A 24196-nucleotide genomic window follows, 5' to 3' on the forward strand; every position below is an offset into this window, starting at 1 on the left:
CGGTTCAGGCGGTCGAGCGCGCCCAGCGCAGCAGGCCGATGGCGTAGGACGCATAGTAGCCGGCCAGGATGGCGAAGATCAGCAAGGTGAGCGGATGGCCGATGAAGCCGGCCGGCGGCGCGGACAGCGAGCCGCCGGACAGGTAGAGCGAAACCAGGCGGTAGCCGATGCGGCCGATGAACAGCAGCGACAGCGCGATGCCCAAGTGCAGGCTGGGCGTGTAGAAGCGGCCCTGTTCGGTGGTTTCGAACTGGGTCAGCCGGATGCCGTAGCGGCCCAGCAGCGCGCCGATGACGGCGCCGGCCAGCAGCATCAGCAGCTTGTCGGGATGCGCATGCGACATTTGGGCGAGGCCGGCGAGGAGGAGCGGGAAGACGATCACGGTCAGCCAGGGGCGAATGGGCGACAGCCGTTGCCGGCCCACCATGCGGCGTATCCGCGAGTACAGGCGCCAGATCACCAGCGCGGCGATGCCCAGCGCGGGCAACAGGGAAGGGGGCAGGGCGATGGCGGTCATGTCAGCTAGCATTCCGGTGGGTTTTGTCGGGCGCTGCCTGGGCGGCAGCCGCGGCGCGCGGGCCGCCATGCGGCTTGCCTGCGCGTCCGGAAATTATATACATCCATGCTTTGTGATTGAGCATGGTTTTATGTAAATTTTTTTGTCATGCCGCTTGGTCGGTTGAAAACTGCGGGTAGCTGGCGCCCTCCAGCATGTCGGGCACGGAGTAGCCGGTGCCGGGCAACTGGTCCCAGCTGGGGTCGCCCGGGCGGGTTTGCCGCATATTGGCCCAATGCAGCGTCTGGCCGCCGCTAGCCGCGGCGGTCATCTGCATCTGGCATGCCCATTCGCCGTCCCATTGCAGCAGGCGGCCAAAGCCGGTGATCACCGAATCGCGCAGCGCGCCGTCGCGGACGAAGCTGATCTGCAGCGCGCCGTCGGCGGTGACTGTGCCGACCAGGCTGCGCAGCTGCGGCGTGCCGCCTTCTGCGCCGGGGTCGGTCAGCAGCGCAGAGCATACGCCCCAGAAATAGCCGTTCCGGTAGCCGGAGATGTGCCAGACCGTCTGGTCCGACTGCCAGCTCAGCGCATTGTCGCCGGGGTCGAAGCGCAAGGCCGGCAGGTCGGGCTGGGTCACGTACCAGTAAGTGTCGGCGAGGAAATTCCAGGTGGCGCGGTTGCTGTCGGACATGCGTGGCTCCTGTTCGCGGCTGGGGATGTCTCGCTGCAGTATGGCTCACTTTTCCCTGGCCGCATGCCATCGTGTTGACTGAGGCGCGGCCGGCATGAAAAACGCCGCCCCTCCGGATAGAGGGGCGGCGTTTGGTTTGGCGCGATGCCGGCTTAGTCGGTGCGCAGCGCGATGAACAGCACCGATTCGCCGCGCTTGACCAGCAGCGCGGCATGGCCGCCGGCGCTGGACAGCGCTTTTTCGAAGGCGTTGATGCTGGTGATGTCGTTCTGGTTCAGGCCCATGATGATGTCGCCGGGCTGCAGGCCGGAACGCGCCGCCGGGCCCTGCGCCTTTTGGATCAAGAGGCCGCCGCGGATGCCGAGGTCGGCGCGCTGCTCCTGGGTCAGCTCGGACAACGTCAGGCCCAGTTTGCCGAACTGGTAGCCTTGCGGCACGGTGTCGTTGGCCGGCTTGGCCGGGCTGCCGGCGTCAGGCGCTTGTTCCACCAGCGTGGCTTCCAGCGTCTTTTCGAAGCCCTTGCGCCAGATCACCAGCTTGATCCGGGTGCCGGGGCCCAGCGCGCCCACCAGCATCGGCAGGTCTTTGGAGCTGTCTATCGCCTGGGTGTTGAGCTTGAGGATGATGTCGCCGGGCTGCAGGCCGGCCCTGGCCGCCGGGCCTTTCGGATCCACCCGCACCACCAGCGCGCCGGATGGCCGCTGCAGGCCGAACGATTGCGCCAGCTCCTGCGTCACTTCCTGGATGTTGATGCCCAGCTGGCCGCGGCTGACCTTGCCCTTGGTTTTCAGCTGGTCCACCACCTGCATCGCCAGGTCGATCGGAATGGCGAAGGAAATGCCCATGAAGCCGCCGGAGCGGCTGTAGATCTGCGAATTGATGCCGACCACTTCGCCGCGCAGGTTGAACAGCGGGCCGCCGGAGTTGCCCGGGTTGATCGCCACGTCGGTCTGGATGAAGGGCACCAGGGTTTCGTCCGGCAGGCTGCGGCCCTTGGCCGAGACGATGCCGGCGGTGACGGTGTTGTCGAAGCCGAACGGCGCGCCGATGGCGGCCACCCATTCGCCGACTTTCAAATCGGCCGGGTTGCCGATTTTGGCCACCGGCAGGTCGGCGGCCTCCACTTTCAACAGCGCCACGTCGCTGCGCTTGTCCAGGCCCACCAGTTTGGCGCGCAGCTCGCGCTTGTCGGTGAGCATCACGCGGATCTGGCCGCCGTCCGCCACCACGTGGGCGTTGGTCAGCACGTAGCCGTCGCTGCTGATGATGAAGCCCGAACCGTAGGAAATGCTTTCCTCCGGACTCTGGTCCGGCTGTTGCGGCTGGTTGGGCATGAAGCGGCGGAAGAAGTCGTATAGCGGGTCGTCTTCCGGCACCGGGAACGGCATATTGCTGCTTTGTTGCGGCGCGGCGTTCTCGCGGGTGGTCTGGATATTGACCACCGCCGGGCCGTCGCGGCTGACCAGCTGGGTGAAGTCGGGCAGCAGCATGGCCACGCGGCCGTCCTGTTGCGCGGGAATGGCGACGGGGGCTGGCTGGCTGTTGCCTTTGACTAACTGCTCGATCCTGTCGCAGCCGGACAGTAACGACGCCGCGAGCAGGGCGCCGGCCATGATGCGAAGACTCGTTGTCACGGGCAATCCTTTTGGTAGCAAGCTGATTCTCAACGATAAATGGGGGCGGGGCGGCGCATTTTCAATGCGTTTGTTGTCATCGGCCTCGAGTTTCCGCTCCATTTTTATCATAACGGTTTTGCCGGATATTCGCAGAGGTCGGCGATGATGCAGCGTTCGCATTCCGGCTTGCGCGCCTTGCAGACGTAGCGGCCGTGCAGGATCAGCCAATGGTGGGCGTCCACCTTGAATTCGGCGGGCACGAACTTTTCCAGCTTGTCCTCCACCTCGCGCACATCCTTGCCCGGCGCCAGCCGGGTGCGGTTGGCGACGCGGAAGATATGGGTGTCCACCGCGATGGTGGGATGGCCGAAGGCGGTGTTGAGCACCACGTTGGCGGTTTTGCGGCCGACGCCGGGCAGCGCCTCCAGCGCTTCGCGCGTTTGCGGCACTTCGCCGCCATGCTTTTCCAGCAACAGCCGGCAGGTGGCGATCACGTTCTTGGCCTTGGTCTTGTATAGGCCTATGGTCTTGATGAAGTCGGCCAGGCTTTCCTCGCCCAGCGCCAGTATCGCCGCCGGGGTGTTGGCTACCGGATACAGCCGGCGCGTCGCCTTGTTGACGCCGACATCGGTGGCCTGGGCTGACAGCAGCACCGAAATCAGCAGTTCGAACGGCGAGCTGTATTCCAGTTCGGTGGCCGGGTGCGGATTGGCGTCGCGCAGGCGCTGGAAAATCTCTTTGCGTTTGGCGGCGTTCACTTCTTGTCCTTGTCGGCGGGGTCTTGCGCGGCGCGCATCGCGGCGGCGCGCTCCATGGCGGCGCGGATCAGCGCCATCTTGTCGTTGGCGGCGGTCGCCGGCGGCGCGCTGGCCGCCTGTTGTTGCGCCCGCTCCATCGCGCGGCGTATCAGCTCGTTCTTGTCGGCGGCTGCGCCGGCGGGCTGAGCGGCGGCCGGCGCGGGGGAGGGGCCGGCCGGGGCCGCCACGGCGGCGCGCTCGGCCAGGCGGCGGGCTTTGTCGGCCTGGTCGCGCGCCTGGCGGGCCTGGCGCCGCTCGTAGCGCAGGCGAGCCTGGCCGGCGCGCGCCATCACTTGCGCGCGCTCGCCGTCGGCCGGGTCCGCCACCGGGATCATGTCGATGCAGTCCACCGGACAGGGCGCCAGGCACAGCTCGCAACCGGTGCATTCATCGGAGATCACCGTGTGCATCTGCTTGGCCGCGCCGACGATGGCATCCACCGGACAGGCCTGGATGCACAGCGTGCAGCCTATGCAGCTGTCTTCGCGGATCACCGCCAGCGCGCGCGGCTTCGGCTGCGGGCCAGCAGGGTCGAAAGGAATGGCCGGCTTGCCCAGCAATGCCGCCAGCGCCCGGATGCCGTCCTCGCCGCCCGGCGGGCAGCGGTTGAGCGGGTCTTGGCCCGACGCCAGCGCCTCGGCGTACGGACGACAGCCGGCATGGCCGCACTGACCGCACTGGGTCTGGGGCAGGAGGGCGTCGATCCGTTCGACGAGGCTGATCACGGGCATGCTTGGAATTCCGCTTCAAAAACCGTTAATTATCGATGTTAAGCGCTTCCGCTTCAACACCCGGAGCGGTCAATTGCGCCAGCAGGATGTCGTGGAGGCGCTGTGCCGGCGCGGCGGGCCGGGCTTCGGCGCGGCACAGCAGCAGATCGATGGCGGGCAGCGGCGGCAGGCGGTGCTGGGCCGGGTCCAGAATCCGCAGGCCGGGCGGCAGCTGAATGGCGGTGCGGGCGCTGACGCCCAGCCCGGCGCGCACCGCCGACCACAGCCCGGCCAGGCTGCTGCCGCTGGCCGCCATGCGCCAGGGGCGGCCGGCGCGGTCGAGCGCGCCGCAGGCCTGGGCGCGGATGACGCAGGGCGGGTCGAACAGCGCCAGCGGCAGCGGGCCGGGAGGGAGCGGGCCGCTATCCGGGCCTATCCAGTGCACGGCGTAGCGGCCGATAGCCGCGCTGTGCGGCGCGCGCGGGCCGGAATCCCAGGCCAGCGCCAGATCCAGCTCCCCGGCCATCACCGATTGCTGCAATTCCTGGCTGCGGGCCACCCGCATTTCCACCCGCACCTCGGGGCAGGCGCGGGCGAAACGTCCCAGCGCCAGCGGCAGCACGCCTTCGCCGAAATCCTCGGCCAGGCCCAGGCGCACGCAGCCGGCCAATGAGGCGCCGCGCGTCGCTTCCACCGCCTCGTCGTTCAGCTCCAGCAGCCGGCGGGCGTAGGACAGCAGTACCTCGCCGGCTGGCGTCAGCTCCAGGCCTCGGCCGCTCTTGCGCAGAATGGCCACGCCGGCCTGCTCCTCCAGCTTTTTCATCTGAGCGCTGATGGCAGAGGTGGAGCGGCCCAGCCTGTCGGCCGCGCGGGCGAAGCTGCCCAGTTCCACGCCGCTGGCCAGGCTGGCCAGCACGTCCAGATCCAATAAAGTCCGTCTCATGATAACCATCCTGAAATTTGGAACTATTTGTAAAAATATATCTGATTTTAAGGATGATGTGACTGGTTTACAGTGCAATGGCCATCCCAACCCAAGGAGCCAGGAATGTTTAACCATGCAGACGCCATGCCCCGGCTGGCCCCCAAGCTGGCGGAATTGTCCCGCCAGGTCTTGTTCGACGATGTCTGGCGGCGGCCGGGCTTGAGCCCGCGCGAACGCAGCCTGGCCACCATCGCCGTCCTGATCGGCCAGGCCCGGCCGCATGCGCTGGACTTTCACTTGCGCCGCGGTTTGGAGAACGGCCTGAGCGCCGAGGCGATGGGCGAATTGCTGACCCATCTGGCCTTTTACGCCGGTTGGCCGTCCGCCACCGCCGCGCTTGAGCAACTGGACGCGGCTTTGACCTCGCAAACCAAATAAGGAGAACGCCATGCCCTATGCCCGCATTTCCCTGCGCAAAGGCAAGCCGCCGCAATATCTGCGCGCGCTGGCCGACGGCATCCACCAAGCGATGGCGGAGTGCATCGCCGTGCCGCCGAAGGACCGTTTCCAACTGATTCATCAGCACGAGGCCGAAGAGATGATCATCGACCCGGATTACGGCGGCGGCCCGCGCTCCGACGACTTCGTGCTGGTGACGCTGCATTTGGGGCGGCCGCGTACCAAAGAGGCCAAGGCGGCGCTCTACGCCAGGATGGCCGAGCGCTTGAGCGTGTCGCCTGGCCTGTCGCCCGCCGACCTGATGGTGGTGCTGATAGACGGCGAGATGGACAACTGGTCGTTCAGCCATGGCCGCCAGGCCTCGACGCTGAGCGCCGAGGAGTTGCGGCCATGATAGCCATGCGCTACCGGATCGCGCTGCCGGCCGATTATCCGATGGAGATCATCGAGCGCCGCATCGCCGAGCGCGGCCATCTGACCGACGGCCTGCCGGGACTGGGCCTCAAGGCTTATCTGTATTGCCGCGCGGGAGAGGACGGGGCGGCAGCCAACGTCTACGCGCCGTTCTATCTGTGGCGAACGACGGAAGGCATGCGCGACTTCCTGTCCGGCCCGGGCTTCGCCGCGCTGTGCGCATCGTTCGGCCGGCCGGTGGTGCAAAGCGCGGTGGCATGGTTCGGCGCGTGGCAGGACAATGTGGCGGCGGCGCGCCACGCGGTGATAGAGCGGCTGGCTTTGGCCGAGGGCGAGGATTTGGCCGCCCGGCGCGCGGCGGAGGATGGCTGGGGACGGACGCAGTTGCTGGATGGCGGCGCGCTGGCGGCGGCCAGCGCTTTCGATCCCGCGGCGTGGACGCTCACCCGCATCGCGCTGCTGCGCGAAGCGCCCGCCGCGCAGGCGCCGGGGCGCGAACATTACCGCGTGGGACGCGTGTCGCCGGGCGCGGCGTGATGGCGCGGGCGTCCGATCCGGGGGCGGGTCAGATCGGCACGAACAGCGTCAGCCAGGCGTTCCAGCCGGCGGTGCGGTTCTTGGCGTCGAACTCGTCGTAGGCCTTCAGATTGGCGTACCACTTTTTCTTGCCCACCGGGAAGAAGTAGCCCAGCTGCGGGCCCAGGCCGGCGACGCGGGATTTCAGGTCTTTCCTGCCTATGCCGGGGGCGGTGTCGTTGCTTAGCTGGTGGTAGGCGTAGCCGACCAGCCCGATATGGAAGTCTTCGTTCAGGAACTGCGACAGCGAGACGTCGAGGTGGGCGTCGTTGCCGTTGCGGTACTGGGTGTCGGGATTGGTCTGGTTGAGGGTCAGTCCCAGCACGGCGGAAAACTCGGTGCCGGTTTGGGTGTTCAGATAGGTGTAGCCGCCGCCGGCGTCGTACGACCAGTGGTTGCTGCCCAGGTTGGCATCCCGGTCGACGTTGTAGGTGCCGACGGGCACGCCCAGCGCGGCATAAGCCAGGTAGTTGTGGTTGCCGCGATTCCACTTCAGCGTCGCCATCGGGTAGAGGTCGCCGAAGCCGTCGCGGGCGTCGTCGCTGCTTTGGCTGCGGGGCTTGCCGCGGGCGGTGGTGGTGTCGGCCTCGGTGTACACCTCGGTGCGGCCGTAGAGCCCGGTCAGCGATACCGCCGCCTGCGCGCCGGCGACCGGGGTGGCGAAGGTGTAGGTGGGGGAGACGAACAGCAGGTCGCTCGGGGTGCTCAGCAGCGTGCTGGTGGTGCGGCCGCGCAGGCTTTTGCGGGTTTTCGAGGTGTCGGCCTCGGCGTGGTAGGCGCTGAACGACCATGACAGTCCGGGGTCGTTCTGCACGGCGGCGAAGGTGCCGATCTGCCCGGGTTGCCAGTAGCTCATGCCGCCTTCGTCGGCGCGGGCGTGCGCGGCGGCCAGCAGGCAGGCGGCGGCGAGGCAGGCGTTCATCAGGGGAAGTTTCGCCAGCGGCGGGGTGGCCGGTGTTGTTTTCATTATGGTAACTCTCGGGTGGTCATATTCGCCATGCGGGCCGCGCGGGCGCCGCAAATTGATGCCGTTCGAGTTTCGCACAGTCTGGTTGCGGATAATAGCGACAAGCGGCGGCATGCCGCGGGCAAAAGAAAACCGGGGCCTGGCGGCCCCGGCTGGCGGCGGGAAATCACAGGGCTTGCTGCAACTGGCCCAGGATTTGCGGGTTTTCCAGCGTCGACACGTCCTGGGTAATTTCCTCTCCCTTGGCGATGGAACGCAGCAGGCGGCGCATGATCTTGCCGGAGCGGGTCTTGGGCAGGTTTTCGCCGAAGCGGATGTCGTCCGGCTGGGCGATCTTGCCGATCTCATGCGCTACCCAGTTCTTCAGTTCGGCGGCCACCGCTTTGGCGGCATCGCCCTCCGGCCGCGCGCCCTTCAGCACCACGAAGGCCACCACCGCTTCGCCCTTGACGTCATGCGGCTTGCCGACCACCGCGGCTTCGGCCACCAGCGGGTTGGACACCAGCGCCGATTCGATCTCCATGGTGCCCAGGCGGTGGCCGGACACGTTCAGCACGTCGTCGATGCGGCCCATGATCCAGAAATAGCCGTTTTCATCGCGATTGGCGGAGTCGCCGGCCAGGTAGTACTGGCCGTTGAACTCGTCCGGGAAATAGGTTTTCTTGAAGCGGGCGGGGTCGTTCCAGATGGTGCGCACCAGGCTGGGGAAGGGGCGCTTGATCACCAGGAAGCCGCCGCGGCCGGGCTCCACCTGCGCGCCGGACTCATCGACGATGTCGGCGATCACGCCGGGCAGCGGCAGCGTGCACGAGCCGGGCTTGGTCGGCACCGCGCCCGGCAGCGGCGCGATCATCGCTGAGCCGGTTTCGGTCTGCCACCAAGTGTCGACGATGGGGCAGCGGCTGCCGCCGACGGTTTCGTAATACCAGATCCAGGCTTCCGGATTGATAGGCTCGCCGACGGTGCCCAGCACCCGCAACGACGACAGGTCGAACTGCTTGGGCAGGTCGGCGCCCAGCTTGATCAGCGAGCGGATCGCGGTCGGCGCGGTGTAGAAAATGGAAACCTTGTGCTTTTCTATCATCCGCCAGAAGCGGCCGGCGTCCGGGTAGGTGGGTACGCCCTCGAAGATCACCTGGGTCGCGCCGTTGCCCAGCGGGCCGTAGCAGACATAGCTGTGGCCGGTGATCCAGCCGACGTCGGCGGTGCACCAGAAGACGTCGTTGGGCTTGTAGTCGAATACCCAGCGGAAGCTGTTGATCGCGCCCAAGAGATAGCCGGCGCTGCTGTGCTGGATGCCCTTGGGCTTGCCGGTGGAGCCGGAGGTATACAGGATGAACAGCGGGTCTTCGGCGTTCATCCACTCCGGCTCGCAGGCCTCGCTCTGGCCTTCGGTCAGTTTGTGCCACCACACGTCGCGGCCGTCGGTCCAGTCGGCGCCGCCATTGGTGCGCTGGTACACCACCACGTGTTTCACCGACTCGGCGCCTTCCAGCTTCAGCGCCTCGTCGACGGTGGCCTTCAGCGCCACGCTCTTGCCGCCGCGCAGGCCTTCGTTGGCGGTGACCACCACGCTGGCGCCGGCATCCTGGATGCGGTCGCGCACCGCGCCGGCGGAGAAGCCGCCGAACACCACCGAGTGGATGGCGCCGATGCGGGCGCAGGCCTGCATGGTCACCACCGCTTCTATGCCCATCGGCATGTACACCACCACGCGGTCGCCCTTCTTCACGCCCAGGCTCTTCAGGCCATTGGCGAACTGGCAGACGCGGCGGTGCAATTCGGCGTAGGTGACGCGGGTGACTTCGCCGTCGTCGGCTTCGAAGATGATGGCGATCTTGTTGGCGTCGGTGGCCAGGTGGCGGTCCAGGCAGTTGTAGGACACGTTGAGCACGCCGTCGTCGAACCACTTGAAGAACGGGGCCGCGCTGTCGTCCAGCACTCGGGAGAACGGTTTTTTCCAGGTGATCAGTTCGCGCGCCAGATCCCCCCAGAACGAAAGGTAGTGATCATCCGCCTGTTCGCACAGCGCGTTGTAGGCCTCCATGCCGCTGATCTGGGCCTTGCGGCGGAAGTCTTCCGACGGGGCGAAGCTGCGGGTTTCCTTGAGAATGGAATCTAGCGTGGACATGCGTTTCTCCAGAGTCTTTGTGTTATCGCCGCGCGTCGTCATCGGACGCGCGGCATGTCAATGATGATGACATTTAATGCTTGCTGGCGCCACTGGCTCCGATGCCGGTCATCGCCCGCACGTACTGGGCGTCGAACTTGGCTTTTTCTTCGGCGGCTTGCTGCGAGCTGTCCAGCAGCGACACCAGCCAGGTGACGACGAAGGCCAGCGTCATCGAGAAGATGGCGGGGTTCTTGTACGGGAACACGGCATGCTCGTGCTTCAGCACTTCCACCCATACCGCGGGCCCCAGCGCGATCAACGCGATGGCGGTGACCAGGCCCACCAGGCCGCCGATGACCGCGCCGCGGGTGGTCAGCCCTTTCCAGAACATCGACAGGAACAGCACCGGGAAGTTGGCGGAGGCGGCGATGGAGAAGGCGAGGCCCACCATGAAGGCGATGTTCTGCTTCTCGAATACCAGGCCCAGCACGATGGCCACCACGCCCAGCACCACGGTGGTGATTTTGGAGACGCGGATCTCGTCGGCCTCGTTGGCCTTGCCGTGCTTGAACACGCTGGCGTACAGGTCGTGCGACACCGCGCTGGCGCCGGAAAGAGCCAGGCCGGACACTACCGCCAGGATGGTGGCGAAGGCCACCGCCGAGATGAAGCCGAGGAAGATGTTGCCGCCCACCGCGTCGGCCAGGTGGATGGCGGCCATATTGCTGCCGCCCACCAGCTGGTGCACTTCCTTGCCGTCCTTCATCACCGTTTCCATCATCCCCGGCTGGTTCAGCACCAGCATGATGGCGCCGAAGCCGATGATGAAGGTGAGGATGTAGAAGTAGCCGATGAAGCCGGTGGCGTAGAACACCGACTTGCGGGCTTCCTTGGCGTCCGCGACGGTGAAGAAGCGCATCAGGATGTGGGGCAGGCCGGCGGTGCCGAACATCAGCGCCAGGCCCAGCGAGATGGAGTCGATCGGGTCGGCCTTGCCCGGCGACATGATGGCGATGCCCTTGCCATGGGCGGCCACGGCTTTCTCGAACAGCACTTCGGGATTGAAGCCGACGGTGGCCAGCACCATCAGCGCCATGAAGGTGGCGCCCGCCAGCAGCAGCACCGCCTTGATGATTTGCACCCAGGTGGTGGCCAGCATGCCGCCGAACAGCACGTAACAGACCATCAGCACGCCCACCAGCAGCACCGCCGAGCCGTAGCTCATGCCGAACAACAGCTGGATCAGCTTGCCGGCGCCCACCATCTGCGCGATCAGGTACATCGCCACCACCACCAGCGTGGATAGCGCGGCGAAGCTGCGCACCGGCCCTTGCCGCAGCCGGTACGACGCCACGTCGGCGAAGGTGTACTTGCCGAGGTTGCGCAGCCGCTCGGCCACCAGGAACAGGATGATGGGCCAGCCCACCAGGAAGCCCATCGAGTAGATCAGGCCGTCGTAGCCCTTGTCGAACACCAGCGCCGAAATGCCCAGGAAGGACGCGGCGGACATGTAGTCGCCGGCGATCGCCAGGCCGTTCTGGAAGCCGGTGATGCCGCCGCCGGCGGCGTAGAAGTCGCTGGCGGACTTGGTGCGGCGCGCCGCCCAGTAGGTGACGCCCAGCGTGAAGGCGACGAACACGAAAAACATGATGATGGCGTGCCAGTTGGTGGCTTGCTGCTTGACGTCGCCTTCTATCGCGCCGGCCGCCCAGCTCAGGGCCGGCGCCAGCATGGCCGCGCCGGCGGCCAGGGTTAGTTTGCGTGGCTGCATTATCTGGACTCCTCGACGATCTGCCGGGTCAGCGGGTCGAACTCGCGGTTGGCGCGGCGCACGTAGACGCCGGTCAGGACGAAGGCGGACAGGATGATGCAAACGCCCACCGGGATGCCCACCGTCATGGTGGCGCCTGCGTACAGCGGCCTGCCCAGCAAAGCGGGGTCGAAGGCCAGGATCAGAATGTAGCCGTAATAGATGGCCAGCATGACGATGGCCAGGGTCCAGCCCAGGCTGGTCTTCTTGTGGACCAGTTCCAGGTATTTGGGATTGGACTGAATCTTCTTCAGTGTCTCCTCATTCATGACATCCTCCTTTTGTAGGTGTGGCGCCTGGCGGGGCGCTGCAGAAAACATACGAGACAACAGACGGGGGAATCTAATCGTATTTTCTGATGTGGCGAATTTGTCATGCCGATGATTGCACTTGAAACTGTATTGAAATCAACATGATGCATTGGAATTTTTACTCGAAATCTGAGGTCGGGCATGGCGGCGTGCTCGGCCGGGATTCCGCCGGCATGACAGCCGCGCGGCGTGACGCCATCATAGGCGGCTGGCGAGGAAGGCGGGACGGCAATGACAAACGGCTTGTACGAAGAGCAGGCGTTGGCGGAGGTGTACGACCTGCTCAACGGCTGGGGCGAGGACAACGATTACTACCTGGGTCTGACGCCGCGCGGCGGCCGGGTGCTGGATCTGGGGTGCGGCACCGGTTTGCTGGCGGCGGCGATGGCGCGCCACGCCGAGGTGACGGCGCTGGACCCGGCCGCGGCGATGCTGGCGGTGGCGCGGACGCGTCCCGGTGCGCGCAAAGTGCGCTGGCTGCAGGCCGATGCGCGGCGTTTCCAGCTGGCGGAGCGCTTCGAGTTCATCTGCTGCGCCGGCCACGCCGTTCAGGTTTTTCTGAGCGTCGACGATCGGCGCGCGCTATGGCGCAACGTCAAGCGCCATCTGGCGCCGGACGGCGTGTTCGCGTTCGAGACCCGCAATCCGCACGCCCTCGCCTGGCTGCAGTGGGAAGGGCAGGCGCCGCGCCGGGCGGTGCATCTGCGTCATGGCGCGGTGGAATTGAGCCATCGCCTGCTGTCCGAGCGCGATGGCTTGGTGGCTTATCGCAGCCATTATCGTTTTCTGGATCAGGGGCGGGAGCGGAGCGTGGATGCCGAATTGCGGTTTTGCGATGCCCCGACCCTGACGGCCGAACTCGAGGCGGCCGGCTTGCGCGTCATCGGGGTGGCAGGCGACTGGCAAGGCGGCGAGTGGCGCGCGGACAGCCGCGAGATCATCATGCGGCTTGGCCATGCTCAGCCAGGCTTGCCGGCCTTGGGCTGAAAGCGGATGCAGGGCTGGCCGGACGCTTCCTGCACGTCCACGCAGGGCGCGCGCTTGCTGGCGAAGCCCATCGCCCGGCAACCGTAGGGGAAGCCCGGCCGGTAAGTGATGAAGTAGTGCTGGCAACCCAGGCACAGCGGCGCGCTGCGCGGCTTGCTGGCGTCTTGAGGCATGGCGGGGCGAGGCGAAAGTCACTGTTGCGCCCAGCTTAGCAGCGGATGGAACCGGCGTGGCGGTTATATGGTCAATTTGTTTTATGCTTCGCTGGTGATATTTATTTGGCATTGTTTTGGCCATGTTTTATTGGCCAGGCAGAAATTTTTTCCGGCCATTGTTTATCAATCGGAAATAATCAATTCGTTCAAGCGGACTATTTCACGCAATGAAAACCGCTTACAGTGGCTGTCATCCGGTGGCCGTTGCGCCGGGCATTCGCAGAATTCGTCACGAGGCCGTTCATGTCACAAGCGCGTTACACCTCTCCCGCCATCTTCCTGCACTGGCTGATGGCCATCGGCCTGGTCTGTCTGTTCAGCGTCGGCTTCTACATGCATGGACTGCCGTTTTCGCCGTTCAAGCTGAAAATCTATTCCTGGCATAAATGGTCCGGCGTCACGCTGTTCCTGCTGGTGTGGCTGCGGCTGGCCTGGCGCTTCGCCCATCGCCCGCCGGCATTGCCGGCCGCCATGGGCGGCGCGGTGCGGGCGATGGCCCACGCCGGCCACGCGATGCTGTACCTGCTGATGATCGCCATTCCGCTGTCCGGCTGGCTGATGAGCTCGGCCAAGGGCGTGCAGACCGTCTACTTCGGCGTGCTGCCGCTGCCGGACCTGATCGCGCCGGACAAGGCGCTGGGCGATTCGCTGGCTGGACTGCATACCGTGCTGAACTACCTGTTGGCCGCGGTGGTGGCCGGCCATGTCGCCGCCGCGCTCAAACATCATCTGATCGATAGGGACGACGTGCTGACGCGCATGCTGCCCTGGCGCGTCAAACCCTGAATCCTTACCCGGAGAAAGCAAACATGCAGATCAACCGTACCGCGCTGCTGCTGGCCGCCGCCTTGTCGGCGCCGCTGGCGGCCCATGCCGTGGAATTCACCTCCATCCAGCAGGACAAGAGCAATATCGCCTTCGGCTACAAGCAGATGGGCGTCGGCATGCAGGGGCATTTCAAGAAATTTTCCGCGCAGCTGAATTTCGACCCGGCCAAGCCGGCCGCGGCCAAGGCGGCGTTCAATGTCGACATCGCCAGCATCGACACCGGCTCCGCCGAGGCCAACGACCAGGTGGCCGACAAGGACTGGTTCAACACCAAGCAATTCCCGACTGCCCGTTTCGTTTCCAGCGCCATCAAGCCCTTGGGCGGCAACCGCTTCCAGGTGGACGGCAAGCTGACGATCAAGGGCAAGACCCAGGCTGTCAGCACCACCGCCGTCATGACGCCGCAAGGCAATGCCGCCGCCTTCGACGGCGCCTTCGCCATCAAGCGCGCCGACTTCGCCATTGGCGAGGGCGACTGGAAGGATTTCGGCACCGTCGCCAATGAAATCCAGATCAAGTTCCATCTGCTGGCCCGCGCCAAGTAAACGCCGTTCCACCCCACAAGGAAACCTGCAATGAACAAACTGACCCGCCTCACCCTGGCCGCCGCCGCCGTCGCCGGCTTCAGCAGCGCCGCCCTGGCCGCTCCGGAAACCTATGTCATCGACGGCACCCACACCTTCCCGCGCTTCTCCTACAGCCACCTGGGCTTTTCCACCCAGTTGAGCCGGTTCGACAAGACCAGCGGCAAGATCGTGCTGGACAAGGAAGCCAAGACCGGTTCGGTTGACGTCACCATCGACATGAAGTCGGTGGACACCGGCTATCCGGTGTTCAACGGCCACATCCAGGGCGCCGATTTCTTCGATACCGCCAAATTCCCGACCGCCACCTTCAAGTCGACCAAGGTGCTGTTCGACGGCGACAAGCCGAGCGCGGTGGAAGGCAACCTGACCATCAAGGGCGTGACCAAGCCGGTGACGCTGGCGCTGTCCAGCTTCACCAACAAAGAGCATCCGATGCTGAAGAAGGACGCCATCGGCGCCAACGCCAGCGTCAAGATCAAGCGCACCGAATTCAATGCCGGCAAGTACGCGCCCTATGTCGGCGACGATGTCACCATCGACATCGCGGTGGAAGCCATCCACGAATAAGCCTGGCTCCGGCCCGCGCGGCCCGTTGGCGCAAGCAGCCCCTGTCCGTCATGGCCAGGGGCTGTTTTGGTTTCCGGCCGTCAACGGAGTTTCCGCGACAGCGCGGCGGCGACGGCCGCCGGCACGCCGAACGCCGGCAGGAAGATCGGCAGCTCCTCGCGCGCCGAGTCGCCGGCGCGGCTGGCGCCCAGCCACATATCGATCCCGGAGGCGATCAGCCATAGCGGGATGAAGCCCAGCGCGCCGGCCGCCAGACAGGCGGCCTATAGCGCCATGCCGCCCTGCAGAACCATCGCGGCATGCATGGTTTGCTCCTTTCCCACGCGCAAGCGGCCGAAACGACAGGGTGGATGGCTCAGCGTATGGCGCGCCGCCGGCCGGATCCGCATGGCCAGGCGGGATGGCCTGGCCGGATTTCCAGGCCAATTCCGCAAATATGCTTTTGACGTATTAATTTTTAAAAAATTAACCGTATTGAAAACCGCGCTATCCAGACTGATCCGCTTTTCCCACCGCTTGCGAGGATGTCAAATGAAAGCCTGGCGTTTCCTGTCATGCGGGGCTCTGGCCCTGTCCGCGGCTGCTCATGCCGCCTATCCCGACGATCTCAAACTCACCACTTGGAACGCGATGCTGCTGCCGCAGGCCTTGTATCCCAATTACGGCCAGCTGCGGCGCGTCGAGCTGATGGCGGCCGCGCCCATCCTGCAAGGCCAGGATGTGCTGGTGTTCCAGGAGTTGCAGGACAATGCCGCCTCGGAGAAGCTGCTGGCGCTGCTACGGCCGCGGTTTCCCTATCAGACGCCGGTGATAGGCCGCGCGCAACTGGGCTGGGACGGCACCGAGGGCTGGAACGCGCTGAAACCGGAGGACGGCGGCGTGGCCATCGCCAGCCGCTGGCCCATCGTCGAGAAGCGGCAGTATCTGTTCCAGACGCCGGGCTGCAGCTGGGACGGGCAGGCATTGAAAGGCTTCGCCTACGCCAAGATCAATGTCGGCGGCCGGTTCTACCACGTGCTGGGCACTCATCTGCAGTCGGAGGACAGCGGCTGCGCCCATCATGCCGACATCGCGGTGCGCCAGGGCCAGCTGCGCGAAATGGCGGCCTGGGTCCAGGCGCGCCGCCTGCCGGCCGACGAGCCGGTGATCATCGCCGGCGACATGAACACCGATCGCCATAAAAGCGCCGAATACCAGGCGATGCTCGACATTCTGCAAGCCAGCGAGCCGCGCTACGCCGGCATGCCGGATAGTTTCGACACCCGCGGCAACGGCATCGCGCTGGAGCGCTACGGCGCGCGCAGCGGCGACGCGCCGGAATACATCGACTACATCCTGCTGCTCAAAGGCCACCGCCAGCCGGGGATGTGGCACAACCTGGCGCTGGACGCGCCGTCGCCGCAGTGGACGGCGCAGTCGGCGGTGGCGAAGCAAACCTACGCCTACGCCGATTACAGCGACCACTACCCGGTGCAGGCCTTCGCCTGGGCCGACGCGTCGACGCCGACCCGCTCGCTGACCGCGCCGGCCGGCGGCTATCGCCAGGTCAGCCTGCAAAACCTGGCCAGCGGCCGTTATGTGCAAAGCGCCGGCAGCAACGACGGCTGGCTGAAAGCCGGCGCGGCCGAGGCGGGGCCGCAGGCACAGTTCAACCTGTCCAATAATTTCTCGATGCGCGACAACGGCTGCGTGCGCTCCGGCGAATACGTGCGGCTGGAGCGCGCCGATCAGCCCGGCTGGTTCTGGACCTGGTGGGGCGGAGCGGGCGGCAACCAGTACGCCTATTACACCGCCCAGGGTCCGCTCAGCCGGTCCGCCGAGTTGCGCCTGGTCAATCAGAGCCGGGCCGACGGCTGCTTGCAGGATGGCGACGTGGTGTCGTTCAAGGACTGGGCGCGCGCGGCCGACTACTACCTGACCGCCTGGAGCGGCGGCAGCCATGCCGACCAGCTGTATCTATGGCAGCCGTCCGTCGGCGACGGCGAGCGCTTCCGAGTGCGGATCGGCGCGACGCGACAATATCTGGACTGGCGCGCGCAACTGGTTTACGCCGGCCAGGGGTTGGCCGCTCGGCCGGAGGTGTTGCATTTCTCAAATGGAAAGCCTGTCACTAGGAACAGGTAGTGCTGAACTGTCCGACAATATTCTTGTGAATTGGATGCAACTTGACTAGTGTTGTTTAAATTCCAAAAGCATTTTTAATTAGAATTAAAAATTCAAAATGACTAATGGCGGGCGGCTTGCCGCCCGCCGGGAAACGGCAGCCACAGCGGCGCGCGGTTCCCGATTCTGCAAGACAAAGAGCAAGAGCTGAGCCATTCCCCTTCAGATTTTGACCCGTCGGCGGCCGCGCCGCCGGCGGGTGTCGATTGAATGAACCAAGGAATTTCGTGATGAAGCACTCTTCGGATATTTGCATCGTCGGCGCCGGAATCAGCGGCTTGAGCTGCGCGACGTATTTGCTGGAATCGCCCGCCTGCCGCGGCCTGTCGCTGCGGATTTTCGACATGCAGACGGAGGCGGGGGGACGCATCCGCTCGAAAAACCTGGACGGCAAGGCCGCGATAGAGCTGGGTGCCGGCCGCTACTCGCCGCAACTGCACCCGCAGTTCCAGAGCGTGATGCAAAGCTACAGCCAGCGCAGCGAACGCTATCCCTTCACCCAGCTGAAATTCAAGAACCGCGTCCAGCAAACGCTGAAAAGCGCGATGCGCGAGCTGTCGCCGCGGCTGAAGGAGCATGGCAAGGAATCCTTCCTCAATTTCGTCAGCCGCTACCAGGGCATGGACAGCGCGATCGGCATGATCAAGTCCATGGGCTACGACGCGCTGTTCCTGCCCAACATCTCCGCCGAGATGGCCTACGACATCGTCGGCAAGCATCCGGAAATCCAGAGCTTCACCGAGAACGACGCCAACCAGTGGTTTTCCGCCGTGGATGGCTTCGACGGCCTGATCGCGCGGATGAAGGACAAGGTCAAGGCGGGCGGCGCCAAGTTCAGCCTGGGCTTTCGCCTGGCGTCGGTGGAGCGCGACCAGGATGGCTATCGACTGGCGCTGGTGGGGGATGACGGCTGGCAGCTGACGCATCACGCCCGGCACCTGATCCTGGCCATTCCGCCGTCGGCGATGGCCGGGCTCAACCTGGACTTCCCGGCGGCCTGGGGCCATTCCCGTTATGGCTCGCTGCCGCTGTTCAAGGGTTTTCTGTCTTATGACGAGCCGTGGTGGCGCGACTACAAGCTGGAAGATCAGGTGCTGATCGTCGACAACCCGCTGCGCAAGGTCTACTTCAAGGGCGACAAGTACGTGTTCTTCTATACCGACAGCGAAATGGCGGCTTACTGGCGCGCCTGCGTCGCCGACGGCGAGGACGGCTATCTGGAACAGGTGCGCGTCCATCTGGCCGCGGCGCTGGGCATCGGGGCGGCCAGCATTCCGCAGCCAAGCCAGCATGTCCACAAGTACTGGGCGCACGGCGTCGAGTTTTGCCAGGACGCGGCGGCGGCGGACCGCCCGCCGGCCTTGCTGAACCGCGACAGCGGCATCATCGCCTGTTCCGACGCCTACACCGAGCATTGCGGCTGGATGGAGGGCGGACTGCTCAGCGCCAGGGCGGCCAGCGCGCTGCTGCTGCAGCGCATGGCCGGATGAGCCCGCGGCTTCGCGCCGCGCCGTCGCAGTCCATTCCTTCTGGAGCCCTATGAGCATTCTCGACTTTCCGCGTTTTCATTTCCGAGGTTGCGCCCGCGTCAACGCGCCCACCGCCAACCGCGATCCGCACGGCCATATCGACATGGCCAGCAATACGGTGTCGGCCGGCGGCCAGCCGGTGGACCTGGCGCGCCCGCCGGCCGAGTTCCACCAGTATCTGCGGCAACTGGGTCCGCATTTCGACAGCGAGGGCAAGCCTGCCGACGACGGCGTCTTCAGCTTGGCGCTGGGCCACAACGCCAACGGCAACAACCATTTCTCCTGGGAAGGCGCGGTGGTGACCGCGGTGGAGCCGAGGGCCGGCGCGGCCGAGGCCGACGACAGCCTGATCGGTGCGAAGCTGGCCTTGTGGGGACATTACAACGAATACCTGCGCACCTCGTTCAACCGCGCGCGCTGGGTGGACAATGATCCCACCCGGCCGGATGCGGTGCAGATCTACGCCGGGCAGTTCGTCATTTCCCCGCCCGGCGCCGCCGCCCACGCGCCCAGCCTGTTCACCGCCGACATCGACCAGGCCCACGGCGCGCGCTGGGTGGGCGGCGGGCATGTCTGCGAGCGTTCAGGCCACTTTCTGGACGACGATTTCGGCCGGGTGCGGGTGTTCCAGTTTTCCTTGCCCAAGAGCGATCCGTATTTCCTGTTCAATCTGGGCGATGACGGCTCGGCGACGCTGCAGGCGCTGCAGCGGGCGCTGGAAGACGACGACGCGCTGGGACTGACTGTCCAGTACACCTTGTTCAACATGTCCACGCCGCGGCAGCCGGACACGCCGGTGTTCTACGACATGGTCGGCACGGTGGGCGTATGGCGGCGCGACGAGCTGGCCAGCTATCCGGCCGGCCGGCTGCTGCAGCCCGCAGGCGCGGGCCTGGGGCCGCTGACGCTGCAGATCCGCGATGACCGGGTGTCGCTGAATTTGTGCGCGGCGCTGCCGTTCACTACACGCGCGCCGCGCATCGACGAGCCGGGCCGGCTGACGCACGCGCTCGGCCCCAAGCTGGCGCTGGGCGACCTGCTGCTGAAGGATCGCGGCGGCGCCCTGGTCGCGCGGATTCCGCAGCAGGCCTGCCTGGATTATTGGCGTAATCACGGCATCGTCGACGTGCCGCTGCTCAATCCGCCGCAGGGCTCGCTGTCGCTGTCGAGCGAATTGGCGCGCTGGGACGAGGTGGACTGGGTGTCGCAGACCGACGCCAACAACCTGTACCTGGAGGCGCCCGACGCGGCGCGCGGCCTGAGCTTTCCCGAACGCGTCACGGTGAGAAGCTATTACCGCGGCGAGCGCCGGCCGCGCCCGGCCATCCCGTTCAAGGTGGTCGGCGACGGCCAGGCGGCGGTGGAGGCGCGGCAACGCGACGGCGACGCGGAATGGCTGATTACCGGCCTGAAGCCGGGCGTCGCGCGCATCGAGCTGGACGGCGGCGTCCAGCGCGTCAACCTGCGCATCCTGCCGGACGACTGGCAGCTGGCCGAGGTGCCGGCGGAGCAGGTCGATTACGCCTTCCTGTACCGGCACGTGATGAGTTATTACGAGCTGGTCTATCCCTTCATGTCGGACAAGGTGTTCAGCCTGGCCGACCGCTGCAAGTGCGAGACCTACGCCCGGCTGATGTGGCAGATGTGCGATCCGCAAAACCGCGACAAAAGCTACTACATGCCCAGCACCCGCGAGCTGTCGCGGCCCAAGGCCGGACTGTTTCTGAAATACCTGGCCAATGTCGAGCGCGCGGCGCCGTCCGCCGCGCCCGATGGCGGCGCGCCGGCGCGGATCGAGAACCGCGCCCAACTGGTGGAAGCGCTGAAGACGGCGGTGGATCTCGAGCTGTCCATCATGCTGCAGTACGTCTACGCCGCCTATTCCATTCCGAATTACGCGCAGGGCGAGCAATTGGCGCAATCAGGCGCGTGGAGCCAGGAGCAACTGGAGCTGGCCTGCGGCGGCGGCGACAGGCGGCGCGACGGCGGCCTGCGCGGCGCGATCCTGGAGATAGCCCACGAGGAGATGATCCACTACCTGGTGGTCAACAACCTGCTGATGGCGCTGGGCGAGCCCTTCCACCCCGGCGCGGCGCGGGTGGGGGACGAGGCGCGGCGCGCGTTCGGCCTCGACACCGAGTTTTCCTTCGAGCCGTTTTCCGAATACGTGCTGGCCCGCTTCATCAAGCTGGAATGGCCCGCGTTCATTCCTTCGCCGGCCAAGTCCATCGCCGCCTTCTACGCGTCCATCCGCCAGGCTTTCGAGGAATTGCCCGACCTGTTCGACGGCGCGGCGGGCAAGCGCGGCGGCGAGCACCATCTGTTCCTCAATGAGCTGACCAACCGCGCGTTTCCCGGCTACCAGCTGGAAGTCTTCGACCGCGACAGCGCGCTGTTCGGCATCCGCTTCGTCACCGAACAGGGCGAGGGCGGCGCGCTGGATTCGCCGCACTTCGAACATTCGCATTTCCAGCGCCTGCGCAGCCTGGCCGGCAGGCTGATGGCGCAGCCGGCTCCGTTCGAGCCGGCGCTGCCGGCGTTGAAGAACGCGGTGCTGGCGCCGCGCGAGGGCTGCAATCTGGTGACCGAGCCGCAGGCCCGCGCGCTGATGCGCCTGTACCAGGGCGGCTATGAATTGATGTTCGCGATGATGGCGCAGCATTTCGCGGCGCAGCCGGCGGGCAGCCTCAGGCGCTCGCGGCTGATGAACGCGGCGATAGACCTGATGACCGGCCTGCTGCGGCCGCTGTCCACCGCGCTGATGAACTTGCCGTCCGGCGTGCCGGGGCGGAACGCCGCGCCGCCGGTGCCGGCGGCGGCCGACTGCAAGGTATTCGACGATTACAGCTTGGGATGCCAGATGCTGGCCAAGCGCTGCCAAGCGCTGGCGGATGAGGCGGCCGGCCTGGAGCCGGGCTGGGTGGCGGACGCGCCGAAGGAGTTGCTGGCGTTCTACTGCCGGCAACTGATGGATTTGGCTTGTGGAAAGCTTACAAGAGAGGCCTGAAATGCAGAAAGCGATTATTGTCGGAGGGGGGCTCGCGGGCGGCCTGACTGCCATTTACCTGGCAAGACGGGGCTACGAGGTCCATGTGGTCGAGAAGCGGGGCGATCCGCTGCAGGATCTGTCGTCCTACGTCGACGCGGTCAGCTCGCGCGCCATCGGCGTCAGCATGACGGTGCGCGGCATCAAGGCGGTGCTGGCGGCAGGCATTCCGCGCGCGGAACTGGACCAGTGCGGCGAACCCATCGTCGGCATGGCGTTTTCGGTGGGCGGCAAGTTCCGCATCCGCGAGCTGCAGCCGCTGGAAGGCCTGTCGCCGCTGTCCCTGAACCGGGCCGCCTTTCAGCGGCTGCTGAACCGCCACGCCAACCGGAACGGCGTCCGCTACCACTTCGAGCACAAATGCCTGGATGTCGATCTGGAAGGCAAGTCGGTGCTGATCCAGAGCAAGGACGGCCAGCTGCAGCGCCTGCAAGGCGATATGGTCATCGGCGCCGACGGCGCGCATTCGGCGGTGCGCCAGGCGATGCAAAGCGGCATGCGCCGTTTCGAATTCCAGCAAACCTTCTTCCGCCACGGCTACAAGACGCTGGTGCTGCCCGACGCCGAGGCGCTGGGCTACCGCAAGGACCTGCTGTACTTCTTCGGCATGGATTCCGGCGGCCTGTTCGCCGGCCGCGCGGCCACCATCCCCGACGGCAGCGTCAGCATCGCCGTCTGCCTGCCGTATGAAGGCACGCCCAGCCTGGCCACCCAGGACCGCCAGGCGATGAAGGCGTTTTTCCAGCGCTATTTCGGCAGCCTGTCCGACGCGGTGCGGGAGGAGATGCTGGAACAATTCCTGGTAAAGCCCAGCAACGACTTGATCAATGTCCGCTCCAGCACCTTCCACTACAAGGGCAATGTGCTGCTGCTGGGCGACGCCGCGCACGCCACCGCGCCGTTCCTGGGCCAGGGCATGAACATGGCGCTGGAGGACGCGCACAGCTTCGTCACGCTGCTGGACCAGCACTGCCATGATCAGGAGCTGGCCTTCGCCGAATTCACCGCGCAGCGCAAGGTGCAGGCCGACGCGATGCAGGACATGGCGCGCGCCAACTACGACGTGCTCAGCTGCTCCAACCCCATCTTTTTCCTGCGCGCCCGCTACACCCGCTACATGCACGGCAAGTTTCCCGAGCTGTATCCGCCGGACATGGCGCAGAAGCTGTATTTCACTTCCGAGCCGTACGACAAATTGCAAACCATCCAGAAGAAGCAGAACGTCTGGTACAAATTGGGGAGGGTCAACTGATGAAAAAAATCCTGGTTATCGGCGCGGGTCCGGCAGGCCTGGTGTTCGCCAGCCAAATGAAGCTGGCGAAGCCCGATTGGCAGATCAGCATCGCGGAAAAGAACGACCCCGAGGAAGTGGCGGGCTGGGGCGTGGTGCTGCCTGGCCGGCCCGGCCAGCATCCGGCTAATCCGCTGTCCTATCTGGAACATCCGGAGCGGCTGGACCCGCAGTTCCTGGAGGATTTCAAGCTGATCCACCATAACGAGCCCAATCTGATGAGCACCGGCGTGCTGCTGTGCGGCGTGGAGCGGCGCGGCCTGGTGCAGGCGCTGCGCGAGCGCTGCCAGTCGCTGGGCATCGCCATCCATTACGAGTCGCCGCTGCTGGCGCGCGAGCAGCTGCCGCTGGACGACTACGACCTGATCGTGGCGGCCAACGGTGTCAACCACAAGACTTCGCACTTCACCGAGGCGCTGGCGCCCAAGCTGGAGTACGGCGGCAACAAATACATCTGGTTCGGCACCAGCCAGTTGTTCGACCAGATGAACCTGGTGTTCCGCACCCACGGCAAGGATATTTTCATCGCCCACGCCTACAAGTACTCCAGCCGGATGAGCACTTTCGTGGTGGAGTGCAGCGAGGAAACCTTCGAGCGCGCGCGCCTGGGGGAGATGTCGGACGAGGCGTCGGCGGAATATGTGGCGGGCGTGTTCCGCGCCGAGCTGGGCGGCCACGGCCTGGTGGCGCAGCCTGGCCTAGGCTGGCGCAATTTCATGACGCTGAGCCACGACAAGTCCTACGACGGCAAGCTGGTGTTGATCGGCGACGCGCTGCAGTCCGGCCACTTCTCCATCGGCCACGGCACCACCATGGCGGTGGTGGCGGCGCAGCTGCTGGTGAAGGCGCTGTGCGCCGAGGCCAGCGTGCCGGCGGCGCTGGCCAGCTTCGACGCGCGCGCGATGCCGTTGGTCAAGCTGTTCAGCGAGCATGCCAACAGCAGCCGCGACTGGTTCGAGACGGTGGACGACCGCATGCATCTGAGCAATGCCGAGTTCATGCAGAGCTTCGATGCCCGCCGCAAGGCGTTGCCGCCGCTGCCGGAAGCGCTGGCGCGCAATCTGGGCTATGCGCTCGACCGCTGAGGACGCCGCC

The 24196-nt window shown here is 65.7% G+C and carries 23 protein-coding genes; 12 read left to right on the forward strand and 11 right to left on the reverse strand.

All coding sequences use genetic code 11. The features are described from left to right. Positions 1-4: 4 nt before the first annotated feature. From U6115_RS07955 to U6115_RS07980, 6 genes are all read right to left on the reverse strand, one after another. The gene (locus U6115_RS07955) at positions 5-517 is read right to left on the reverse strand and encodes a hypothetical protein (RefSeq protein WP_052258016.1); all 513 of its coding nucleotides are present in this window, start codon (positions 515-517) and stop codon (positions 5-7) included. Positions 518-662: 145 nt separating this feature from the next. Continuing rightward, positions 663-1190, reverse strand: a complete 528-nt coding sequence (locus tag U6115_RS07960; RefSeq protein WP_043574556.1) for a hypothetical protein — start codon at positions 1188-1190, stop codon at positions 663-665. 152 nt (positions 1191-1342) lie between these two features. Next, entirely contained in the window at positions 1343-2803 is a 1461-nt protein-coding gene (locus U6115_RS07965) for a DegQ family serine endoprotease (protein ID WP_080770209.1), read from the reverse strand. A gap of 128 nt (positions 2804-2931) precedes the next feature. Continuing rightward, entirely contained in the window at positions 2932-3564 is a 633-nt protein-coding gene (gene nth / locus U6115_RS07970) for an endonuclease III (protein ID WP_043574559.1), read from the reverse strand. Then, entirely contained in the window at positions 3561-4334 is a 774-nt protein-coding gene (gene rsxB / locus U6115_RS07975; RefSeq protein ID WP_043574561.1) for an electron transport complex subunit RsxB, read from the reverse strand. Before rsxB ends, nth begins: the two co-directional genes overlap by 4 nt. A 25-nt stretch (positions 4335-4359) precedes the next feature. After that, a complete protein-coding gene (locus U6115_RS07980) occupies positions 4360-5256 on the reverse strand; it encodes a LysR substrate-binding domain-containing protein (protein WP_043574563.1) in 897 nt (298 codons plus the stop codon). Between the two features lie 105 nt (positions 5257-5361). Between U6115_RS07980 and U6115_RS07985 the strand changes: the two genes are divergently transcribed. The 3 genes from U6115_RS07985 to U6115_RS07995 are packed head-to-tail and all read left to right on the forward strand — an operon-like array spanning position 5362 to position 6648. Further along, on the forward strand, positions 5362-5676 hold the full coding sequence (locus U6115_RS07985) for a carboxymuconolactone decarboxylase family protein (protein ID WP_043574568.1): 315 nt from the start codon (positions 5362-5364) through the stop codon (positions 5674-5676). Between the two features lie 10 nt (positions 5677-5686). After that, positions 5687-6091 (forward strand): tautomerase family protein, encoded by a 405-nt coding sequence (locus U6115_RS07990; protein WP_043574570.1) that lies wholly within the window; start codon positions 5687-5689, stop codon positions 6089-6091. Then, positions 6088-6648: a DUF4865 family protein gene (locus tag U6115_RS07995; RefSeq protein ID WP_043574572.1), complete on the forward strand. Its 561-nt coding sequence runs from the start codon at positions 6088-6090 to the stop codon at positions 6646-6648. The genes U6115_RS07990 and U6115_RS07995 overlap by 4 nt, the downstream gene beginning before the upstream one ends. 28 nt (positions 6649-6676) lie before the next feature. Here U6115_RS07995 and U6115_RS08000 read toward each other — a convergent pair whose 3' ends face one another. The 4 genes from U6115_RS08000 to U6115_RS08015 form a co-directional block, all read right to left on the reverse strand. Further along, positions 6677-7654, reverse strand: coding sequence for a SphA family protein (locus U6115_RS08000; protein ID WP_080509339.1), 978 nt, complete (start codon positions 7652-7654; stop codon positions 6677-6679). Between the two features lie 166 nt (positions 7655-7820). Further along, positions 7821-9785: an acetate--CoA ligase gene (gene acs, locus U6115_RS08005; protein ID WP_043574578.1), complete on the reverse strand. Its 1965-nt coding sequence runs from the start codon at positions 9783-9785 to the stop codon at positions 7821-7823. 73 nt (positions 9786-9858) lie between these two features. Then, positions 9859-11538: a cation acetate symporter gene (locus tag U6115_RS08010; protein WP_043574580.1), complete on the reverse strand. Its 1680-nt coding sequence runs from the start codon at positions 11536-11538 to the stop codon at positions 9859-9861. After that, positions 11538-11846, reverse strand: a complete 309-nt coding sequence (locus tag U6115_RS08015; protein ID WP_043574582.1) for a DUF485 domain-containing protein — start codon at positions 11844-11846, stop codon at positions 11538-11540. The genes U6115_RS08010 and U6115_RS08015 overlap by 1 nt, the downstream gene beginning before the upstream one ends. A gap of 273 nt (positions 11847-12119) precedes the next feature. On the opposite strand from U6115_RS08015, the gene U6115_RS08020 reads away from it, so the two are divergent. Then, positions 12120-12875, forward strand: a complete 756-nt coding sequence (locus tag U6115_RS08020) for a class I SAM-dependent methyltransferase (RefSeq protein WP_043574584.1) — start codon at positions 12120-12122, stop codon at positions 12873-12875. Here U6115_RS08020 and U6115_RS08025 read toward each other — a convergent pair. Next, positions 12848-13048 (reverse strand): hypothetical protein, encoded by a 201-nt coding sequence (locus U6115_RS08025; protein ID WP_043574587.1) that lies wholly within the window; start codon positions 13046-13048, stop codon positions 12848-12850. The genes U6115_RS08020 and U6115_RS08025 overlap by 28 nt on opposite strands. A gap of 285 nt (positions 13049-13333) precedes the next feature. Here U6115_RS08025 and U6115_RS08030 point away from each other — a divergent pair, with 285 nt between their 5' ends. From U6115_RS08030 to U6115_RS08065, 8 genes are all read left to right on the forward strand, one after another. Beyond that, on the forward strand, positions 13334-13876 hold the full coding sequence (locus U6115_RS08030; protein WP_043574798.1) for a cytochrome b: 543 nt from the start codon (positions 13334-13336) through the stop codon (positions 13874-13876). Between the two features lie 23 nt (positions 13877-13899). Next, positions 13900-14463 (forward strand): YceI family protein, encoded by a 564-nt coding sequence (locus U6115_RS08035; RefSeq protein WP_043574589.1) that lies wholly within the window; start codon positions 13900-13902, stop codon positions 14461-14463. Between the two features lie 30 nt (positions 14464-14493). Further along, the gene (locus U6115_RS08040; protein WP_043574592.1) at positions 14494-15072 is read left to right on the forward strand and encodes a YceI family protein; all 579 of its coding nucleotides are present in this window, start codon (positions 14494-14496) and stop codon (positions 15070-15072) included. Between the two features lie 531 nt (positions 15073-15603). Next, on the forward strand, positions 15604-17196 hold the full coding sequence (sph, locus tag U6115_RS08045; RefSeq protein WP_157889250.1) for a sphingomyelin phosphodiesterase: 1593 nt from the start codon (positions 15604-15606) through the stop codon (positions 17194-17196). A gap of 269 nt (positions 17197-17465) precedes the next feature. After that, positions 17466-18725, forward strand: a complete 1260-nt coding sequence (locus U6115_RS08050; protein ID WP_043574599.1) for a flavin monoamine oxidase family protein — start codon at positions 17466-17468, stop codon at positions 18723-18725. A 49-nt stretch (positions 18726-18774) separates the two neighbouring features. Then, entirely contained in the window at positions 18775-21771 is a 2997-nt protein-coding gene (vioB, locus tag U6115_RS08055; RefSeq protein ID WP_043574603.1) for an iminophenyl-pyruvate dimer synthase VioB, read from the forward strand. A 1-nt stretch (position 21772) separates the two neighbouring features. Beyond that, positions 21773-23062, forward strand: a complete 1290-nt coding sequence (locus U6115_RS08060) for an FAD-dependent oxidoreductase (protein ID WP_043574606.1) — start codon at positions 21773-21775, stop codon at positions 23060-23062. Continuing rightward, complete coding sequence (locus U6115_RS08065; protein WP_043574609.1) at positions 23062-24186, forward strand: FAD-dependent monooxygenase; 1125 nt, start codon at positions 23062-23064, stop codon at positions 24184-24186. Before U6115_RS08060 ends, U6115_RS08065 begins: the two co-directional genes overlap by 1 nt. The last annotated feature ends 10 nt before the right edge of the window (positions 24187-24196 follow it).

It is taken from the genome of Chromobacterium subtsugae (genome assembly GCF_035919665.1).
GTDB classification, from domain to species: Bacteria; Pseudomonadota; Gammaproteobacteria; order Burkholderiales; family Chromobacteriaceae; genus Chromobacterium; species Chromobacterium subtsugae.

Excerpts from the sequence above, each read along its gene's own strand:
- U6115_RS07955 (WP_052258016.1), bottom strand. The coding sequence starts at position 517 with ATGACCGCCATCGCCCTGCCCCCTTCCCTGTTGCCCGCGCTGGGCATC.
- U6115_RS07960 (WP_043574556.1), bottom strand. The coding sequence starts at position 1,190 with ATGTCCGACAGCAACCGCGCCACCTGGAATTTCCTCGCCGACACTTAC.
- U6115_RS07965 (WP_080770209.1), bottom strand. The coding sequence starts at position 2,803 with ATGGCCGGCGCCCTGCTCGCGGCGTCGTTACTGTCCGGCTGCGACAGG.
- rsxB (WP_043574561.1), bottom strand. The coding sequence starts at position 4,334 with ATGCCCGTGATCAGCCTCGTCGAACGGATCGACGCCCTCCTGCCCCAG.
- U6115_RS07980 (WP_043574563.1), bottom strand. The coding sequence starts at position 5,256 with ATGAGACGGACTTTATTGGATCTGGACGTGCTGGCCAGCCTGGCCAGC.
- U6115_RS07985 (WP_043574568.1), top strand. The coding sequence starts at position 5,362 with ATGTTTAACCATGCAGACGCCATGCCCCGGCTGGCCCCCAAGCTGGCG.
- U6115_RS07990 (WP_043574570.1), top strand. The coding sequence starts at position 5,687 with ATGCCCTATGCCCGCATTTCCCTGCGCAAAGGCAAGCCGCCGCAATAT.
- U6115_RS07995 (WP_043574572.1), top strand. The coding sequence starts at position 6,088 with ATGATAGCCATGCGCTACCGGATCGCGCTGCCGGCCGATTATCCGATG.
- U6115_RS08000 (WP_080509339.1), bottom strand. The coding sequence starts at position 7,654 with ATGAAAACAACACCGGCCACCCCGCCGCTGGCGAAACTTCCCCTGATG.
- acs (WP_043574578.1), bottom strand. The coding sequence starts at position 9,785 with ATGTCCACGCTAGATTCCATTCTCAAGGAAACCCGCAGCTTCGCCCCG.
- U6115_RS08010 (WP_043574580.1), bottom strand. The coding sequence starts at position 11,538 with ATGCAGCCACGCAAACTAACCCTGGCCGCCGGCGCGGCCATGCTGGCG.
- U6115_RS08015 (WP_043574582.1), bottom strand. The coding sequence starts at position 11,846 with ATGAATGAGGAGACACTGAAGAAGATTCAGTCCAATCCCAAATACCTG.
- U6115_RS08020 (WP_043574584.1), top strand. The coding sequence starts at position 12,120 with ATGACAAACGGCTTGTACGAAGAGCAGGCGTTGGCGGAGGTGTACGAC.
- U6115_RS08025 (WP_043574587.1), bottom strand. The coding sequence starts at position 13,048 with ATGCCTCAAGACGCCAGCAAGCCGCGCAGCGCGCCGCTGTGCCTGGGT.
- U6115_RS08030 (WP_043574798.1), top strand. The coding sequence starts at position 13,334 with ATGTCACAAGCGCGTTACACCTCTCCCGCCATCTTCCTGCACTGGCTG.
- U6115_RS08035 (WP_043574589.1), top strand. The coding sequence starts at position 13,900 with ATGCAGATCAACCGTACCGCGCTGCTGCTGGCCGCCGCCTTGTCGGCG.
- U6115_RS08040 (WP_043574592.1), top strand. The coding sequence starts at position 14,494 with ATGAACAAACTGACCCGCCTCACCCTGGCCGCCGCCGCCGTCGCCGGC.
- sph (WP_157889250.1), top strand. The coding sequence starts at position 15,604 with ATGAAAGCCTGGCGTTTCCTGTCATGCGGGGCTCTGGCCCTGTCCGCG.
- U6115_RS08050 (WP_043574599.1), top strand. The coding sequence starts at position 17,466 with ATGAAGCACTCTTCGGATATTTGCATCGTCGGCGCCGGAATCAGCGGC.
- vioB (WP_043574603.1), top strand. The coding sequence starts at position 18,775 with ATGAGCATTCTCGACTTTCCGCGTTTTCATTTCCGAGGTTGCGCCCGC.
- U6115_RS08060 (WP_043574606.1), top strand. The coding sequence starts at position 21,773 with ATGCAGAAAGCGATTATTGTCGGAGGGGGGCTCGCGGGCGGCCTGACT.
- U6115_RS08065 (WP_043574609.1), top strand. The coding sequence starts at position 23,062 with ATGAAAAAAATCCTGGTTATCGGCGCGGGTCCGGCAGGCCTGGTGTTC.